This is a genomic window from Stenotrophomonas ginsengisoli, assembly GCF_001431485.1.
In the GTDB taxonomy this organism is placed as follows: Bacteria; Pseudomonadota; Gammaproteobacteria; order Xanthomonadales; family Xanthomonadaceae; genus Stenotrophomonas; species Stenotrophomonas ginsengisoli.
In genome coordinates, this window is record NZ_LDJM01000014.1 from 42849 (window position 1) to 58683 (window position 15835).

Genomic DNA, 15835 nt, shown 5'->3' on the forward strand with positions numbered 1-15835 from the left:
CCTTGGATGATAGCGCCAGCCGGGCCCGGCCATCACTGCCGGTAAGGCGCAGGTGTGTTCTGCCGGCGCCGCTGCACGGCCTCGGCATGGATCTGCTGCGCCTCCTCGCCCGTGCGCTGGTAGCGCGGCGCAAAGTGCGGCACCAGGGTGCGCGACCAGGAGCGGGTGATGCGCTTGCTCTCTTCCGGGCAGCGCAGAGCGCGTGCCTCGGGCAGGCGGCCGGAAGTGACCACCCGCAGGTAGCGCCCGGGATCGGCGCCGTAGAGCATGCACATCAGGTTGAAGTAGCGCTGTTCGCCCAACGAATGCTCGCCGGCATAGTGGGCCAGGCCATAACCGGCCTCGCTGGTGTTGACCAGAAAAAAGCGCCCGGCCATGTCCAGGTTGCTGGCCACATCGCCTTCGGATTCGTCCGGATCGATCAGGGTCAGCATCAAGGTGGTGGCCAGCTGGTCCACCGCATCCTCCTCGCGCCCGGTGACATTGAGCTCAAGCTGGTGCACCAGGGCATGGCCGACCTCATGCAGCAGCATGAAACGCAGGTTGGCCAGCAGGAAGCGCGCGGCCTGGCTGGTGTCGCTCTGCCCGTTCTGGTCGGTATGCAGCTGCACGCCCAGCTCGACCAGGTAATTGATCATTTCATAGCACAGCACGATCTCGCGCCGGTCCGGCACGTAGTAGGCGTTGATCGCCTCGCACTCGGCGGTGAGCACACGCAGCGGCCCGGGCAGCATCAGCACGCCGTCCAGCGCATTGACCTCGTTGAGCTTGCGCAGCACATCCATGTCGCGGCTGAAGTTTTCCACCGTGCGCATGGCCTTGCTGTGCGCCGGCAGGTACTCATACACGAACGCCGGACCCTTGGCCGCCTCCACCGGCTCGGCATCGGCCAGATCGGCAGCATCATCGGCCGCGGCCGGCTCTTCCGGCGGGGCTGCAGGCTCCTCATTGGCCACGGCCTGCTCCACCGCCACCAGCGGTGTGACCGGCACCTGCGCAGCCTGACGCTGCTGCCACAACAAAAAGCCCAGCCCACCGGCCACGGTGCACGCCAGCATCAGGGCCACCACCAACACGCCTACCAATATCTTGGATTTCATCACCACTCCTTTGCCTGATACCGACATCCTTGCCGACAACCCGATGGTTGCGGCCTGTTACGCGCTGCCCCGCTGCAACCAGCACACCAGCCCCTGGGCATTGAGCCGGATATCAATGGCCAGCACCTTGAGCACCGCTTCCGGCGCCAGCCCTGCCGCCGCCGCGCGCTCGCCGTAGTAGGCCGACAACGCCGCAAACAAACGCTCTTCCAAGGCCTGGGTACCGGCGTCCAGCACCTGCCGGCCAATGGCCACCATCGCATCGATCTGTTCGATCAACTGCTGCCCCAGGCGTGCTACATCGCCCACGCTGCCATAGTGGGTCAGGTGCATGGCCTGCGGTTGCTGCTCCAGCAGGCGGCCAATGGAATGCTTGAGCGGCTCCGGCTCGAACTGTACCGGCGAGGTGGTGGGAATGATGAAATGGCCGTGGGTGCCATCCAGTTCCCGGTAGGAGATGCCGAAGGTGTCACCGGTGAACCAGCTGCGCGTACGCGCATCGAATACACACTGGTGGTGGCGCGCATGGCCGGGGGTGTCGATGCACAGCAGCGGCCGGCCGGCCAGGTCGATGTGCTGGCCATCGTGCATCTGCACTATCCGCGCCGGGTCGATCGGCAGCACCTGGCCGTAATGGCGGGCCATCTCGGCCTGGCCATACACCGCGGTGGCGCCGGCGACCAAACGCGAAGGATCGACCAGGTGCGGGGCGCCGCGCGGATGCACCAGTACCTGCGCGTTGGGAAGATGGGCCAGCAGGGCACCGGCACCGCCGGCATGGTCCAGGTGGACATGCGTCAGGATCAGCCAGTCCACAGCTTCCGGGCCGAGGCCGGCAGCTGCCAGCGCCTGCAGCATGGCCGGCACCGCATGGCTGGTGCCGCAGTCGATGAAGGCCGCCCGCCCCTGCTCGACCACCAACCAGGCCGCATCAAAGCCCGGCCGTTGCAGCTCGGTATCGATGCAGTGGATGCCCTGCGCACGGAAGGCGGATTGCGATGTCGGCATGCGGGTCTCCTTGATCATGTGTCTGCAGGCTTGGCTGCTGCTCACCAGCAGCGGCGGCGCAGCCAGACCGCACTGCACAGCACGGCCAGAAAGGCCCCATAGGCATACAGCACGGCCAGTACCTGGCGCCAGATGGCACCGGCGTTGGCCGCATTCTCGCCCAGCTCATGGCCCCAGTGCATGGCCAGCAGGCTCAGGCCCAGGGCCAGCAACAAGAACGCCGCATCGACCCAGGATCGACGCGGCGTACGCGGCTGGCGCGGGAAATACCAGAACAGCCCGCCCAGCACCACGAACCACGGCAGGAACAGCAACAACGTCAACCACGCCATCGGTGCTGCTCCCCCGCAAGGTCCTCAGTCAGCCACAGCCTCGCGCATTGCGGCCAGTGCTTCAAGCACCTGGCCCGCCTCGACCTGCAGCTTCAGGTCAGTGCCACCCAGGGCTTCGGCCTGGTCGGCCTGCTTGAGCCCGGCAATACGTTGACCGGCGTCTCGCGGCGACGGGTAGCCGGTGCTCTGCAGCAACAGGTTGCCCTGGCCATCGAGCAGCTTGAAATAGAACTGGCCATCGGCCTCGCGGTACTGCTTGAACAGCGGCAGCGCCACCTTGGCCGCGGCCTTTTCCTGCGGCTTGTCGCCCACGCTGGACAGGTCACGCAGGCCCACGGCATTGCGCAGTTCGCGCAGCAGCGGCACGGCGAACTGCTCGCGCAGCTGGGCACCACGACGGCGCAGCAGGGCTTCGATCTTTTCCGGCTCGGCCATCAGGGCGTTGTAGCGCTCGCGCATCGGTGCCAGGTGGCCATCCACCACATCCAGCAGCTGCGCCTTGGCATCGCCCCAGCCGATGCCGTCGGCAAAGGCCTGGGCAAAGGCCGCGCTCTGCTCGGCACTGGCAAAGGCCTGGTAGAGCTGGAACAGGGCCGAGCCCTCGGTGTCCTTCGGCTCACCCGGAGCGCGCGAGTCGGTGACGATCTGCGCGATCAGCTTCTTCAGTTCAGCCCGGCTGGCGAACAACGGGATGGTGTTGTTGTAGCTCTTGCTCATCTTGCGGCCATCCAGGCCGGCGAGCACGGACACCTGCTCGTCCACCACCGCCTCGGGCAGGGTGAAGAACTCCTTGCCGTAGACGTGGTTGAAGCGCTGGCCGAAATCACGCGCCATCTCGATGTGCTGGATCTGGTCGCGGCCGACCGGCACCTTGTTGGCGTTGAAGATCAGGATGTCGGCAGCCATCAGCACCGGATACATGAACAGACCAGCGGTCACGCCGGCATCGTCATCGAGCTGTTCCTCGCGGTTCTTGTCGATGGCCGCCTTGTAGGCGTGGGCACGATTGAGGATGCCCTTGCCGGCCACGCAGGTCAGCAGCCACATCAGCTCGGTGGTTTCCGGGATATCGCTCTGGCGGTAGAACCACACCTTGTCCGGGTCCAGCCCGCAGGCCAGCCAGCTGGCGGCGATCTCCAGGGTGGAGCGCTGGGTGCGGTCCGGCTCCTGCGCCTTGATCAGGCTGTGCAGGTCGGCCAGGAAGAAGAAGCTTTCGATGCCTTCGGCCTGGCTGGCAGCAATGGCCGGGCGGATCGCGCCGACGTAATTGCCCAGGTGCGGGGTGCCGGAAGGGGTGATGCCAGTGAGGACGCGGGTGGTCATGCGAAAAAATCGTGCTTGCCGTTAACCGCCCAAGTGTACCGCCGATGGGCAGGACACGCCCTGCCGGCACTCACCGGCAGGGCTGCGCAGGCTCGCGCTGGATCAGGAGTTGTCGCGCTCCCAGCGTTCGCTGAAGTCCTTGACCTCGCTCTCGGCACGGTCCTTGGCCCAGCCGTAGCGCTCCTGCAGCTTGCCGGCCAGGTACTGGGCATTGCCCTCGGCCACGTCGAAATCGTCGTCGGTCAGATCGCCCCACTTCTCCTTCAGCTTGCCCTTCATCTGGGTCCACTTGCCGGCAATGATGTCCTTGTTCATCAGGTCTGACTCCAAAAAACGAGGCGGCCAATCGCCGCGTCACCAGCATCGCCCCGGAGGCATAAGCGGGCGGTAAAACATTCATAAAATTGCGCATCAACTCTCTGAAGCGCACCCAAACCAAGGGCGGACGGCCAATAAAAAAGGCCGGCTCAAGGCCGGCCCTTCCTTACGCGACAGATCCGGGCGATCAGCCCTTGGCTGCGCCCTCGATCTTGTCACCAGCCTTCTGGATGTCCTTGCCCGCACCGGCCATGGTGTTGCAACCGGCCAGCAGCACCAGCGAGAACATCGTCACCGTCATTGCCATCAACGTACGCTTCATCAATCGGCTCCTTGGTTGGAAGTGGGTAACTGCGGTTGTTGCCCGGCCTGCCTCAGCAGCGGCCGTCCTTGCAGTCCTGGGCCTTGTCCTCGATCTTGTCGCCGGCCTTCTGGATGTCCTTGCCGGCACCGGCCATGGTGTTGCAGGCACTCAGGGTGCCAGCGGAAAACAGGGCCAGGGCCAGCAGAATCAGTACACGCTTCATGGTCATCTCCACTGTGGGTCAATGCCCGGGAGCTGCTTGCCTGCCAGCTCCCGTCGACAATGCAATCTGTCGGCAGCGGCGTGCAGCGCATGTGAACCGGCGAGCCTGCGGTTCAGTCGCGCATCAAGGTGGATTTGCCGAACAGGCTTTCCACCAGGTCCACCGCCAGCTCGGCCGTGCGGTTATGGTCATCGAGCAACGGGTTGAGCTCGACAATGTCCAGCGAGCCCATCTGCCCGGTGTCGGCGATCATCTCCATCACCAGCTGCGCCTCGCGGTAATTGACCCCGCCCGGCACCGTGGTTCCGACCCCGGGCGCGATCTGCGGGTCCAGGAAATCCACATCGAAACTGACATGCAGGTGGGTATTGGCATCGATCCCGGCCAAGGCGGCCTGCATGGTGCGCTTCATGCCGTTTTCGTCGATGTAACGCATGTCATACACATCCACCCGGTGCTGCTTGATCAGGCGCTTTTCCTCCGGGTCGACCGAGCGGATGCCGATCTGGCGGATCTGCTCGGCCTGCAGCACCGGGCTGTGCTGGCCCATCGCAGTCAATGCCTGCGGCCCGAGACCACACAGGCAGGCCACCGGCATGCCGTGCACATTGCCTGAGGGGGTCACCGCACTGGTGTTGAAATCGGCATGGGCATCGAGCCAGAGCACCCGCAGGGCCTTGCCCTGCTGGCGGCACCAGTCGGCCACGGCGGTGATCGAGCCCACCCCCAGGCAGTGGTCGCCGCCGAGCATCACCGGCAATCTCCCGGCCTCCAGCTCGGCACGCGTGGCCTGCATCAAGGCCCGGTTCCAGGCCACCACCTGGTCCAGGTGGCGGTAGCCATCCACCGGCCCCTGCCAGGGATTGACCGGCCCGGCCAGGTTGCCGCAATCACGTACATCCACCCCGCGCAGGGCCAATGCCTCGGGCAGGCCGGCAATGCGCAGGGCTTCGGGCCCCAGCCGCGCCCCACGGTGTCCCGCCCCCACATCGGTGGGGACGCCAATCAAGGAGACCGCCTTGTTGCCTGCCATCTGCTGCTTCCTGCGTGATCAACCAGGCCGGCAGTCTAGCCAGAGCGTGGGCCGAGCTCCCGTCGCGGCGCAGCACACAAGACACGGCGATGCCCTGTTCCGATGCCACCACCACAACCGGAGAACAGGCACAAAAAAACCCGCTTGCGCGGGCTGACATCAAACGATGGCGTTGCCGCCATCCATGTCCAAATTCTGGTGCCGCTTATCCGAATCGAACGGATGACCTACTGTTTACAAGACAGTTGCTCTACCAACTGAGCTAAAGCGGCGTAGCTGGCTAGTCTAACGCAAAAACCTTGCAATCAAGCGATTGCACGCGCTCGCTGCCACTGGCCTGACGCGCCTGTGCAGCGCTGCTGCCTGCGGCAAGGCGTGCATCCAGCCACCAGCGTGATGCGGCTGCTTCGGAGGACACTATCTGGGCCGGGAAACCGGCTTCCTGCAACTGGTCCAGGCGGCGCTGGGCACCGTCACGGTTGCGGAACTGGCCCAGGGCCACCGCATTGGCCAGCTCGCCCTGGCCGATGATGAAGTAATCACTGATGCCAGCAGCCACGATCCGCTTGACCGTGGCCTGGGCGGCCTCGCGACTGGCGGCCGGCGGCAGCATCACGCGGTAACTGGCATTGCCGCCACTGGCTGCCAACTCGCGCGGCTGCGCCGCCAGAAGCATCGCACCGGCACGCGTACGTGCCTGATCCAGTAGTGCGCGCTCGGCAAATGGCCCCAGGCTGACACACGCCGCTGGCGGTGCCGGCGGCTCGGCCGGCGCCATGGCAGTCACTGGCGCGGGTTCGGCCGCTGCGGCCGCTGCCACAGCCGGCTTGGCAGCGGCCGGAGCCGGAGCCGGTGCAGTGGCGGCCGTGTCCGCGGCGGGGTCAGCAGCCGGGGCCGGAAGTTCGGGCTGTTCGGCACGCAACTGCAACAGCGGCACCCCATCGGGCGGGCTCATCGCCGGCACCGGCGCGTCGCTCACCGGCGGGCTGCGCCACCACCACAGGGCAACGCCGGCGTTGAGGATCGCCAGGACAACAATCAGGGCACGAATCAGCATGCCGCCATGCTACCTGCTCGCCGCGTTTTGATGCAGCGCCCAGGCGGCCAGACCATCCAGCACCAGCGTCGGAACGTGACGTGCATCAAACAAATACGGCAGCAACTGTTCGGCACCGCCCCCGTGCACCACCAGTTGCGGCACCCGGCCCAGACGGGACGTGGCCTGGCCCAGGCTGCGCTGGATCAGGCCCAGTGCCGCACCGAGGCTGCCGCCGGCCAGGGCATCGAGCGTATTGTTGGCAAAATCATTGATCTGGCCGCCATCAACAGGCAAATGCCGGGCCTTGGCATGGATGGCCTGGCGCATCGAGGTCGGCGAAGGGGCAATCAGGCCGCCATGGTGCTGGCCATCAGCCGCCAGCAGATCCACCGTCAACGCCGTGCCCACCCCGACCAGCAGGCAGTCGGCCTGCCATTGCGAACAGGCCAGCAAGGCCAGGAAGCGGTCCACGCCGAGTTTTTCCGGCTCGGCATAGCCATTGCGCAGGCGACCGCATTGGGCACTGCTGGTGGCCAGCTCGACCCGGGCAAAGCGCTCGCCCAGGCGTGCACGCAATTGATCGCGCAACGCCGGATCGGCCACGCTGGCCAGCCAGGCCACGTCTCCACCGGGCAACTGCGCCGGTTCGGGCAACGGGCGCTGCTGGTCCTGATGGGCCCAGACGGCAACCTCCCCGGCCACGCCAGCAAGGCTGGGGGCGTATTTCAGGCGGGTATTGCCCAGATCAAACAACCACTGGCTCATTGCTTCCTCACACTGACATCGCCGGCATGCAGGCGGCGCTCGCCGTGGCAGTCCACCACCCGCAGCGCGCCGTCCTCGGCCAGGCCAATGGCCTGCGCCGCTTGGCGCTGGCCGTTTTGTTCTATCCACACCGGCGCACCGGCCAGCACATCCAGCGCAGCATAACGCTGCACAAAGGCCGGCAGCCCGAGCTGTTTGAACTGGTGCAAGCCCGGCAACAGCGATTCCAGCAGCACCTGGACCACCCGGTCCCGGCTGGCCAGTGCCGCGCAATGCGCATCGATACTGGTCCATGGCTGGTCAATCGCCGGATGTCCGGCCTGGGTCCCATGCACGTTGATGCCGATACCGATCACCGCCAGCGCCGGCCCCTGTGCACTGCCACGGGACTCGACCAGGATGCCGCCCAGCTTGTGCCCATCCAGCAGCAGATCATTGGGCCACTTCACCCCCACCCCCGCCAGCCCGGCACCGCGCAAGGCCTCACCGGCCAGCACACCGACAACCAGGCTCAAGCCGGCCATCGCGCGGATGCCCTGCTCGAAGGGGCAGGCCAGGGACAGGTAGACATGCCGGGCCAGCGGTGAGCTCCAGACACGACCACGCCGGCCACGGCCACCGTGCTGGCGCTCGGCCAGCAGCACCGTTACCCCATCGTCCGGCGGCGCCCGGCGCAGCAGCTCGCTGTTGGTTGAATCCACCTGCCAGCACACCTGCAGTTGCCCCAGGCCGGCCCGGGCCGTTGCGCCCAACCCCTGCACAATGCGCAGGGCGTCATGCAGATCAGGCACATGGCACAACTGCCAGACTTCGTCCGGGAGGGGCTGCACGATTCCGGCCTCGGCCAGCGCCTGCAGCGGCGCCCGCACCGTGTCGACCGGCGCAGCCAGATCGCGGGCCAGCTGGCCCACGGATTGCGGGCCAGCCATCAACAGCGCCAGCAAGCGTTGCTCGTCCACACCGGCACCTCGATCCAAACCATTGATTATGCGGCATCAGGCCATCGGCCACCCCGCCATCCCCCACTTGACAGACAAAAGCAGGCTAGAATCGGGGGATACCGGTTTTCCCTCCGACCGCTGGACGTGACGATGCGCCGCTTTGCCCATTGCCTGATCCTGTTGATGGCCCCATGCCAAGTGGCCTGGGCTGATGATGCCTTCAGCCAGTCACAGCGTGGTGCCTGCGTCTATTCCGACGCCTCGTCCAGCAAACCGGCAGCACCGGTCCGTCCCACCGCGCATGAAGCCAGCAGCAGCGCCGCTGCCCCGCGTGCCAACCGCAGCGGCGAGGCCTCCGGCGGTGGCGGCAGCGAAGACGACCTGATGCAGCGCATGCGCGCCCCGCGCTGGCACAGCTTTCTGCCGGGAATGTTCCGCTGATCCAGCGTTTTCTGCGTTGGTTGCGGCCTGCACCGCCATCCATTGACGATGCGTTGTGGCAACAGCTGCGCCAGCGCAGCCGTCTGTTGACCGGGCTCGATGCCCCGCGCCAGCAGCAACTGCGCCAGCTTGCCGGCGCGTTCCTGGCGCAAAAGACCATTACCCCACTGGCCGGACTGGAACTGGATCCCACCGACCGCGCCCTGCTGGCCGCCCTGTGCTGTCTGCCCCTGACCCAGCTCGGGGTTCATGGTCTGCAAGGCTGGTCACAGCTGCTGGTGTATCCGGATGCATTCCGGGTCCAGCGCAGCCATGTCGATGCGGCCGGCGTGCTGCACCAGTGGGAAGACGAGCTGATCGGGGAATCCTGGCAGGACGGACCACTGATCCTGTCCTGGGCCGATGTGCAGGCCGACCTGGACGAGCCGGATGCCGGCTTTTGCGTGGCCGTGCACGAGATGGTGCACAAGATCGATGCCCTGGACGGCGCTCTGGACGGAACCCCGCCACTGGACCGCGCCTGGCAGCGGCAGTGGGCCCGCGATTTCCAGCACGCATTCGATGCGCTCAATGCCCTGCTCGATGCCGGCCAGGACAGCCTGATCGACCCGTATGCGGCCGAGGCCCCGGAAGAATTCTTCGCCGTGGCCAGCGAATACCACTTCTCCGACCCGCAGCGGCTGGCCCGGGCCATGCCGGCCGTGGCCGCCCACCTTGCCCGCTATTACGGGCCGTCACCAATGGCCGGCAGCGACGCCCCGGCCCTGCCCGGCCATTGAGCCTTACAGGCCCGGCGGCAAGGTCACCTGGAAACGGGCACCGCCCATTTCCTCGCTGCGGCTGACCTGCAGCTCGCCACGGTAATCCTTGATCAGGTCCTGCACGATCGACAGACCGATGCCGTGGCCCTGCACGCGCTCATCGCCACGCACGCCACGCTGCAGCACCTTGGCAATGTCCTCGTCGGCAATGCCCGGGCCATCGTCTTCGACCACCAGCAGCAGGCCAGTACGGCGGTTGCCTTCGACCTGGGCACGGGCGGTGAGCAACACGCGCGAACGCGCCCACTTGAAGGCGTTTTCCAGCAGGTTGCCGAGCAGTTCCTGCAAGTCACCTGCCTCGCCGTGGAAGCAGGCCTTCTCCTCGATCTCGAACTCGCACAGCACGCCCTTGCGGGCATAGACCTTCTCCAGCCCGCCGACAATCTCCTCGGCCGTGGACTCGATCGGGATCGCCGCCGAGAACAGCTTGTGGCCACCGGAAGCCGCACGTGCCAGCTGGTAGGACACCAGGTTGCCCATGCGCTTGAGCTGGGTATCCAGTTCCTCGCGCAGGGTGGTCTCGTTCTGGCCACTGTCCAGTTCGGTGCGCAGCACCGCCAGCGGCGTCTTCAGGCTGTGCGCCAGGTCGGCCAGGGTATTGCGCTGGCGCTCCAGGTGGGCACGCTCGGATTCGATCAGGGCATTGATGCTGGTGGTCAACGGCTCCAGCTCGCGCGGGTGGTCATCGCTCATGCGCTCGGATTCACCCCGTTGCACGTGGGTCAGCTCGTTGATCACATGGCGCAACGGGCGCAGGCTCCAGCGCAGCACCAGGGTCTGCAGCAGCAGCAGGATGATGCCCGCACCGCCCAGATAGAACCACAGCGCACCACGGAACAGGCGCAGCTGGGCACCCAGCGCGCGCGAGTCTTCCATCACATAGATGGTGTAGGGAAATTCACTGGCAGGGTCGCCGTCACCGCCCCAGACCAGGCCCAGGCCGTAGCGGTAGACCTGGCCTTCGCTGCCGTCGATCTGGGTCATTTCCAGCGGGCCTTCGAACACTTCCTGGCGCGGTGCCAACAAACGGCCCTGGTTGTCGGGCAGCAGCGGACCTTCGGCCGACATCGAATTGCCCTGCCCGTCGGGCATCACCACTTCCAGGTACAGGCCACTGCCGGGCACGTCGAAGCGCGGATCCGGTGGCTGCTCGCGAATGTACAGCGAACGGTCGCGGGTGAAATCGATACCGGCCGCGTAGGAGGTGGCGTAGTTCTTCAGCCGCTCACGCAGGTTGTTGCGCGCGGTATCGGCAAAGGCCGCATTCAGGGCATAGCCGGCCAAGGCCAGGAAGGCCACCAGGCCGGCTGCAGCAGCCAACATCTGCCGCGCCTGCAACGAGCGCAGCCGCCAGCGGTCAAACAATCCAACCTTGCCCGCCACGCGGCTGCCTCCAGGAACAATCAACCTTCGTTGCGCGGGATCGCGAAACGGTAGCCGCGGCCACGCACGGTCTCGATCGGCTTGAGTTCGCCATCGGCGTCAAGCTTCTTGCGCAGGCGGCCGATGAAAACTTCCAGCACGTTGGAGTCGCGGTCGAAATCCTGCTGGTAGATGTGCTCGGTCAGGTCGGCCTTGGAGACCAGCTCACCGGCATGCATCATCAGGTATTCCAGCACCTTGTACTCGTAGCTGGTGAGGTCGACATTGCTGCCGGCCACGCTGACCGTCTGTGCGGCCAGGTCCAGGGCCACCGGGCCGCATTCCAGGGTCGGCTTGGACCAACCGGCAGCGCGGCGCAGCAGCGCATTGACGCGGGCCAGCAGCTCTTCGACATGGAACGGCTTGACCAGGTAGTCATCGGCGCCCTGCTTCAGGCCCTCGACCTTGTCCTGCCAGCTGGAACGGGCGGTCAGGATCAGGATCGGGAACTTCTTGCCTTCATCGCGCAGGGCCTTGATCAGCTCCATGCCCGACATCTTGGGCAGGCCAAGGTCAATGATGCCGACGTCGAACGGCACTTCGCGGCCCATGTACAGGCCTTCCTCGCCATCCTGTGCGGCATCGACTGCAAAGCCCTCACGCTTCAGGCGTGCAGCCAGGGTTTCCCGCAGCGGGGCTTCGTCTTCGACCAGAAGGATACGCATGAACTCTCCCTAGAACTGTTGGCCGGACGATGCCCGGCAGATGGTGGCCTGTCGTTCCCGCGACACTGTGCGCAATGCTCAGTGATTGCCGCGTCGCGGAACCGAAGCGGGATCAACTCGTGGATTATTCACCGGTGCATCCATGTAGCGCACGCGTCCGCGGTCATCCATGTACTTGACGCGATTGATGTCGCGCCCGTCGTAGGGAACACGCTCGGCGCCGAGGATACGGCCACCGGTCGTACGCTGCACATGCCTGACCGCATCGGACAGGGACCGGTCATGGCCACCACGCACGCCGCGCTCCTCGGACTGGCCGGCACCCTCCTGGGCCAGGGCAACCCCTGACAAGGACAGCGCGGCACTGAGTGCCAGCAGGGTCAACGGGCGATGATGGGAGCCAGAGCACATGGTCAAAATCCTAGCGAACTACGGACAATCGTTCAAAACCAGCGAAAAACCACAGGCCGGTGGAGCAGGCTGCAGAGGGAGGTTCTGGGCGATTCTTGGCGTGATGCAGTGAATCCGATCTGAACTTTTTTGCCCTGTCAGGGCAGCTGGTTCAGCTCCATGAACACTGTAACAGGCAAAGATGAATACGGGATCAAGAAAGCTGAACGACCGCTCGTATTCAGCAAAGCTCCCGTCCTTCCCCGGTCACCGCAATGGCCGCTTCGACCAACTCCCAACCAGCGCCGGGACGGTGAGCCCCCTCGCTGAGCACCTGGCGGAAGGCCCGCCCGCCGGGCTGGCCGGCGTACAGGCCGAGCAGGTGCTTGCTGATGTGCTTGAGCGCCACGCCGCGCTCCAGCCAGCCCTGCACATACGGCTGCATCTGTCGCAGCAGCTCGGTACGGCTGCGCACCGCCATGCCGGTCTGCGCCGCCTCGACCAGGTGCAGCACATACGGGTCGTGATAGGCGATACGGCCCAGCATCACCCCGTCCACCTGCTGCAGGTGGGCCTGCACGGCTTCCAGGCTGGCGATGCCGCCATTGAGCACCACCGGCAGCTGCGGGCGTTCGGCCTTCAGGCGGTAGGCCCAGTCGTACTTGAGCGGCGGAATCTCGCGGTTTTCCTTGGGCGAGAGCCCTTTGAGCCAGGCGTTGCGCGCATGCACGATGACCATGTCCGCGCCGGCGGCCACCTGGGCATCGACAAAGGCGGCGAACTGCTCGTAATCATTGTCCTCGTCCACTCCCAGGCGGCACTTCACCGTGACCGGGATGTCCACCGCGGCCACCATCGCCGCCACGCACTCGGCCACCAGGGCCGGCTCGCGCATCAGGCAGGCACCGAAGCGTCCGGCCTGGACCCGGTCGGACGGGCAGCCGCAGTTGAGGTTGATCTCGTCATAGCCCCAGGCCGCTGCCACCTGCGCGGCCTGGGCCAGCAGGGCCGGATCACTGCCGCCCAGCTGCAGCGCCACCGGGTTGTCGCAAGCATCGTGGCCGAGGTGGCGTTCGCGGTCGCCATGCAGGATGGCATTGGCATGCATCATCTCGCTGTACAAGCGCGCGCCCGGGGCCAGAAGGCGATGGAAATAGCGGCAATGGCGGTCGGTCCAGTCCAGCATCGGGGCGACAGACAGTCGGAGCGAATCGGTATAGGCGCGGTTGGCGGTGGTCACGATCTCAGGGTCCTGCGGCGGGGTGCCCACCCAGTCCGGACAACCATGGCGGCGCAACAATTCAACGAAGGCGACAGGATAAACGATGCGCTTTTAATCCCGCCCTGCTGGCCCGGGTGCTGCCCGCCCTTGAGGGTGGTGCGGCAGTGGCAGACAATCGTCGGCTTGTGACCGTCCTCGCAGAAACGGGCCACACGCCCACACCATCCGTGATCCATCGCACCCCTACAGGCAGTCCACGCATGCTCAGCGACAGCAACCACGATCCCCTGGCCCTGGTGCCGTTGTTCGCCAGCCTCCAGGCCGACGACCGTGCCCTGTTGCTGGAACAGATGCAGCTGGTCAGCCTGCGCAAGGGCGAGTACCTGGTGCGCCAGGGCGAAGAGGCCGATTGCCTGTACTACGTGCTGCGCGGGCGCCTGGATGTGCTGCGTGACGGCCACCAGCTGGTGGCGGAGATCGGCAGTGGTGAACCGGTCGGTGAGATTGCCTTCTTTGCCGACACCCTGCGCACCGCCGATGTCATGGCCAGCCGCGACAGCCAGCTGTTGCGCCTGGGCCGCAGCGAATTCGAGCAGGTCAGCGCACTGCAGCCGCAGCTGGTGCAGTCGATCCTGCGCACCTTCGGCCGCCGCCTGGCCAGCGCCACCACCGGTGCACCGGTCCTGCCACCGCGGGTACCTGACACCATCGGCCTGTGCCCGGCCGGTGCCGACACCCTGCCGCCGGACCTGGTGCAGGACCTGTGCTCGGCCTTGATCGCCCAGGCCGGCAGCTGCCATGTGCTGGAGGCCGGGCACCTGCCGGAAGGGCTGGACCCGGACAACGAATACCTGCTCTCTGACTGGTTGGCCGCCCAGGAAAAGGCCCATGGCCGCCTGCTGATCGTTACCGGCCAGGGCAACCCGCACTGGGACAAGGCCGCGCTGCGCCACTGCGACCAACTGCTGCTGTGCGGCCAGCTCGACCGGGCCGATGAGCACACCGATGCCGCTGTGCCGTTGCACGCACTGGAGGCGGACATGCTCGGCCGCTTCCGCAACCGGCATATCGGCCTGCTGCTGTGGCGGGCACACAGTGGGCAGGCCATCGCCCATACCCGGCGCTGGTTGGCCAACCGCCCGGCCCATCTGCACCACCATGTGGTGCGCGGCAACCCGGCCCATTTCCAGCGAGTGGCCCGTCTGTTGACCGGACGCGCCCTGGGCGCGGTGTTCGGCGGCGGTGGCGCCCTGGGCGCCGGGCACATCGGCGCGCTGCGGGCACTGTTGAATGCCGGCCTGGAGCTGGACATCGTCGGCGGCACCTCGATCGGCTCCAGCGTGGCGATGGCCTGCGCTGCCGGTGAGACGCCACAGCAGATGATGGAAGCGTTCAACTACTTCTTCCTGGACAAGAAGGCCTTTGGTCACTATGCCCCGCCGCTGTATGGCCTGATTGACCAGCGCCATGTCGATGCCAGCCTGCGCGAGCGCTACGGCGACACCCGCCTGGAAGACCTGGACCTGAACTGCTACGTGGTGGCGGCCAACCTGAGCACCAACCAGAGCGAGATCCTGCGCAGCGGTCCGTGCTGGGAAGCCATGCGCATGTCGGCCTCGATCCCGGTGGCGCTGGCGCCATGGATCAACCGCAACGGCGATGTGCTGGTGGATGGCGGGCTGATCGACAACGTGCCGGCCTCGGTCATGCACGGCATCAAGCCGGGCCCGAACCTGGTGTTCATGCTCTCCCCCGGCGAGCGCTGGCAGGTCAAGACCGCCTACGACCAACTGCCCTCACGCCTGCGCCAGCTGTGGCAGCTGCTGCGGGGCGGCAAAGGCCAGGGCGACTTCCCGCGCATCGGCCAGACCGTGGCCCGTTCGATGCAGATCGCCTCCAACAGCGCCCTGGTGGCCAGCCGCCGCAGTGGCGACCGCCTGGTGCAGCCACCGACCGTGCCGGGCATGGCCCTGACCGCCTGGAAGATGGGCAATGCCCAGGAGCAGGCCGGCTATGACTATGCCTGCCGCTGGCTGGAGCAACAGGGCGGCCTGGACGCCCTGCTGGCCTGGCGCGACGGCCGGCACTGAGCGAAGTGCCCCGGTGGCTTACCAGCCGCCAGTCAAACCGGTCGCCAGCAACACCACCCACACGGCCTTGCAGGCCACATGCAGGGCCTGGTCGGTATTGAAACCGATGCGCCGGGCACACTTGCAGTCATCAATGACAAAGTGCGCCAGCACCTCCAGCACGCCCAGCAACAGGCTGCCGGTGATCAGACCGACCATGCCGCCATGAATGACCGCATGCGCGCCCAATGCCTGGTACCACGGCACGCCCGGCACGGGATTGAAACGGTTCTTGGCCCGGGCCAGGAACTCGCCCTGCAAGGGATAGTCGGCCAGTGCATGCGCGGCCACCAGCAACGCAAACAGGCCCAACGCGGCGTAATGATCCATAACCCTCCCGACAACGCTTGCAGTGACCC

At 66.2% G+C, this 15835-nt stretch carries 19 protein-coding genes and 1 tRNA gene; 3 read left to right on the forward strand and 17 right to left on the reverse strand.

All coding sequences use genetic code 11. The features are described 5' to 3' along the window. Window positions 1–32: 32 nt before the first annotated feature. From ABB30_RS05965 to ABB30_RS06020, 12 genes are all read right to left on the reverse strand, one after another. On the reverse strand, window positions 33–1100 hold the full coding sequence (locus ABB30_RS05965) for a DUF4344 domain-containing metallopeptidase (protein ID WP_057637400.1): 1068 nt from the start codon (window positions 1098–1100) through the stop codon (window positions 33–35). Between the two features lie 57 nt (window positions 1101–1157). Further along, window positions 1158–2108 (reverse strand): MBL fold metallo-hydrolase, encoded by a 951-nt coding sequence (locus ABB30_RS05970; RefSeq protein ID WP_057637465.1) that lies wholly within the window; start codon window positions 2106–2108, stop codon window positions 1158–1160. Between the two features lie 41 nt (window positions 2109–2149). Further along, entirely contained in the window at window positions 2150–2440 is a 291-nt protein-coding gene (locus ABB30_RS05975) for a hypothetical protein (RefSeq protein ID WP_057637401.1), read from the reverse strand. A gap of 24 nt (window positions 2441–2464) precedes the next feature. Then, window positions 2465–3763 carry a tryptophan--tRNA ligase gene (locus ABB30_RS05980; RefSeq protein WP_057637402.1) on the reverse strand — a complete coding sequence of 433 codons (1299 nt, stop codon included), beginning with the start codon at window positions 3761–3763 and terminating at the stop codon, window positions 2465–2467. Window positions 3764–3865: 102 nt separating this feature from the next. Next, window positions 3866–4078, reverse strand: coding sequence for a CsbD family protein (locus ABB30_RS05985; protein ID WP_057637403.1), 213 nt, complete (start codon window positions 4076–4078; stop codon window positions 3866–3868). A 190-nt stretch (window positions 4079–4268) separates the two neighbouring features. Next, complete coding sequence (locus ABB30_RS05990; protein ID WP_057637404.1) at window positions 4269–4403, reverse strand: entericidin A/B family lipoprotein; 135 nt, start codon at window positions 4401–4403, stop codon at window positions 4269–4271. Window positions 4404–4455: 52 nt separating this feature from the next. Then, window positions 4456–4608, reverse strand: a complete 153-nt coding sequence (locus tag ABB30_RS05995; RefSeq protein ID WP_057637466.1) for an entericidin A/B family lipoprotein — start codon at window positions 4606–4608, stop codon at window positions 4456–4458. A gap of 112 nt (window positions 4609–4720) precedes the next feature. Next, entirely contained in the window at window positions 4721–5641 is a 921-nt protein-coding gene (gene rocF / locus ABB30_RS06000; RefSeq protein ID WP_057637405.1) for an arginase, read from the reverse strand. Between the two features lie 196 nt (window positions 5642–5837). Further along, window positions 5838–5913, reverse strand: a tRNA-Thr gene (locus tag ABB30_RS06005). An 8-nt stretch (window positions 5914–5921) separates the two neighbouring features. Continuing rightward, window positions 5922–6698, reverse strand: a complete 777-nt coding sequence (locus ABB30_RS06010) for an SPOR domain-containing protein (RefSeq protein ID WP_057637406.1) — start codon at window positions 6696–6698, stop codon at window positions 5922–5924. 9 nt (window positions 6699–6707) lie between these two features. Then, entirely contained in the window at window positions 6708–7445 is a 738-nt protein-coding gene (locus ABB30_RS06015) for a type III pantothenate kinase (RefSeq protein WP_057637407.1), read from the reverse strand. Next, window positions 7442–8404 (reverse strand): biotin--[acetyl-CoA-carboxylase] ligase, encoded by a 963-nt coding sequence (locus tag ABB30_RS06020; RefSeq protein ID WP_245626434.1) that lies wholly within the window; start codon window positions 8402–8404, stop codon window positions 7442–7444. The genes ABB30_RS06015 and ABB30_RS06020 overlap by 4 nt, the downstream gene beginning before the upstream one ends. 165 nt (window positions 8405–8569) lie before the next feature. On the opposite strand from ABB30_RS06020, the gene ABB30_RS06025 reads away from it, so the two are divergent. Both ABB30_RS06025 and ABB30_RS06030 read left to right on the forward strand, forming a co-directional pair. Beyond that, window positions 8570–8827: a hypothetical protein gene (locus tag ABB30_RS06025; protein ID WP_245626435.1), complete on the forward strand. Its 258-nt coding sequence runs from the start codon at window positions 8570–8572 to the stop codon at window positions 8825–8827. Beyond that, a complete protein-coding gene (locus tag ABB30_RS06030) occupies window positions 8794–9606 on the forward strand; it encodes a M90 family metallopeptidase (RefSeq protein ID WP_057637409.1) in 813 nt (270 codons plus the stop codon). Before ABB30_RS06025 ends, ABB30_RS06030 begins: the two co-directional genes overlap by 34 nt. 3 nt (window positions 9607–9609) lie before the next feature. Here the strand turns inward: ABB30_RS06030 and ABB30_RS06035 are convergent, their stop codons facing one another. From ABB30_RS06035 to dusA, 4 genes are all read right to left on the reverse strand, one after another. Then, a complete protein-coding gene (locus tag ABB30_RS06035; protein WP_211263464.1) occupies window positions 9610–10986 on the reverse strand; it encodes an ATP-binding protein in 1377 nt (458 codons plus the stop codon). Between the two features lie 65 nt (window positions 10987–11051). Further along, window positions 11052–11735, reverse strand: a complete 684-nt coding sequence (locus ABB30_RS06040) for a response regulator transcription factor (protein ID WP_057637411.1) — start codon at window positions 11733–11735, stop codon at window positions 11052–11054. A 78-nt stretch (window positions 11736–11813) separates the two neighbouring features. Continuing rightward, window positions 11814–12146: a hypothetical protein gene (locus ABB30_RS16960; protein ID WP_211263462.1), complete on the reverse strand. Its 333-nt coding sequence runs from the start codon at window positions 12144–12146 to the stop codon at window positions 11814–11816. 220 nt (window positions 12147–12366) lie between these two features. Then, window positions 12367–13365: a tRNA dihydrouridine(20/20a) synthase DusA gene (gene dusA, locus ABB30_RS06050; protein WP_057637468.1), complete on the reverse strand. Its 999-nt coding sequence runs from the start codon at window positions 13363–13365 to the stop codon at window positions 12367–12369. A gap of 242 nt (window positions 13366–13607) precedes the next feature. On the opposite strand from dusA, the gene ABB30_RS06055 reads away from it, so the two are divergent. Continuing rightward, on the forward strand, window positions 13608–15437 hold the full coding sequence (locus tag ABB30_RS06055) for a cyclic nucleotide-binding and patatin-like phospholipase domain-containing protein (protein WP_057637413.1): 1830 nt from the start codon (window positions 13608–13610) through the stop codon (window positions 15435–15437). A gap of 18 nt (window positions 15438–15455) precedes the next feature. Here the strand turns inward: ABB30_RS06055 and ABB30_RS06060 are convergent, their stop codons facing one another. Continuing rightward, window positions 15456–15806 (reverse strand): DUF3307 domain-containing protein, encoded by a 351-nt coding sequence (locus ABB30_RS06060; protein WP_057637414.1) that lies wholly within the window; start codon window positions 15804–15806, stop codon window positions 15456–15458. Between the last annotated feature and the right edge of the window lie 29 nt (window positions 15807–15835).

What these genes read in the sequence shown, in the direction of transcription:
- ABB30_RS05975 (WP_057637401.1), bottom strand. Translation starts at nt 2,440, where the DNA reads ATGGCGTGGTTGACGTTGTTGCTGTTCCTGCCGTGGTTCGTGGTGCTG.
- ABB30_RS05995 (WP_057637466.1), bottom strand. Translation starts at nt 4,608, where the DNA reads ATGAAGCGTGTACTGATTCTGCTGGCCCTGGCCCTGTTTTCCGCTGGC.
- ABB30_RS06025 (WP_245626435.1), top strand. Translation starts at nt 8,570, where the DNA reads ATGGCCCCATGCCAAGTGGCCTGGGCTGATGATGCCTTCAGCCAGTCA.
- ABB30_RS05980 (WP_057637402.1), bottom strand. Translation starts at nt 3,763, where the DNA reads ATGACCACCCGCGTCCTCACTGGCATCACCCCTTCCGGCACCCCGCAC.
- ABB30_RS16960 (WP_211263462.1), bottom strand. Translation starts at nt 12,146, where the DNA reads ATGTGCTCTGGCTCCCATCATCGCCCGTTGACCCTGCTGGCACTCAGT.
- ABB30_RS05990 (WP_057637404.1), bottom strand. Translation starts at nt 4,403, where the DNA reads ATGAAGCGTACGTTGATGGCAATGACGGTGACGATGTTCTCGCTGGTG.
- ABB30_RS06015 (WP_057637407.1), bottom strand. Translation starts at nt 7,445, where the DNA reads ATGAGCCAGTGGTTGTTTGATCTGGGCAATACCCGCCTGAAATACGCC.
- ABB30_RS05965 (WP_057637400.1), bottom strand. Translation starts at nt 1,100, where the DNA reads ATGAAATCCAAGATATTGGTAGGCGTGTTGGTGGTGGCCCTGATGCTG.
- ABB30_RS06055 (WP_057637413.1), top strand. Translation starts at nt 13,608, where the DNA reads ATGCTCAGCGACAGCAACCACGATCCCCTGGCCCTGGTGCCGTTGTTC.
- ABB30_RS06040 (WP_057637411.1), bottom strand. Translation starts at nt 11,735, where the DNA reads ATGCGTATCCTTCTGGTCGAAGACGAAGCCCCGCTGCGGGAAACCCTG.
- rocF (WP_057637405.1), bottom strand. Translation starts at nt 5,641, where the DNA reads ATGGCAGGCAACAAGGCGGTCTCCTTGATTGGCGTCCCCACCGATGTG.
- ABB30_RS06010 (WP_057637406.1), bottom strand. Translation starts at nt 6,698, where the DNA reads ATGCTGATTCGTGCCCTGATTGTTGTCCTGGCGATCCTCAACGCCGGC.
- ABB30_RS05970 (WP_057637465.1), bottom strand. Translation starts at nt 2,108, where the DNA reads ATGCCGACATCGCAATCCGCCTTCCGTGCGCAGGGCATCCACTGCATC.
- ABB30_RS05985 (WP_057637403.1), bottom strand. Translation starts at nt 4,078, where the DNA reads ATGAACAAGGACATCATTGCCGGCAAGTGGACCCAGATGAAGGGCAAG.
- ABB30_RS06060 (WP_057637414.1), bottom strand. Translation starts at nt 15,806, where the DNA reads ATGGATCATTACGCCGCGTTGGGCCTGTTTGCGTTGCTGGTGGCCGCG.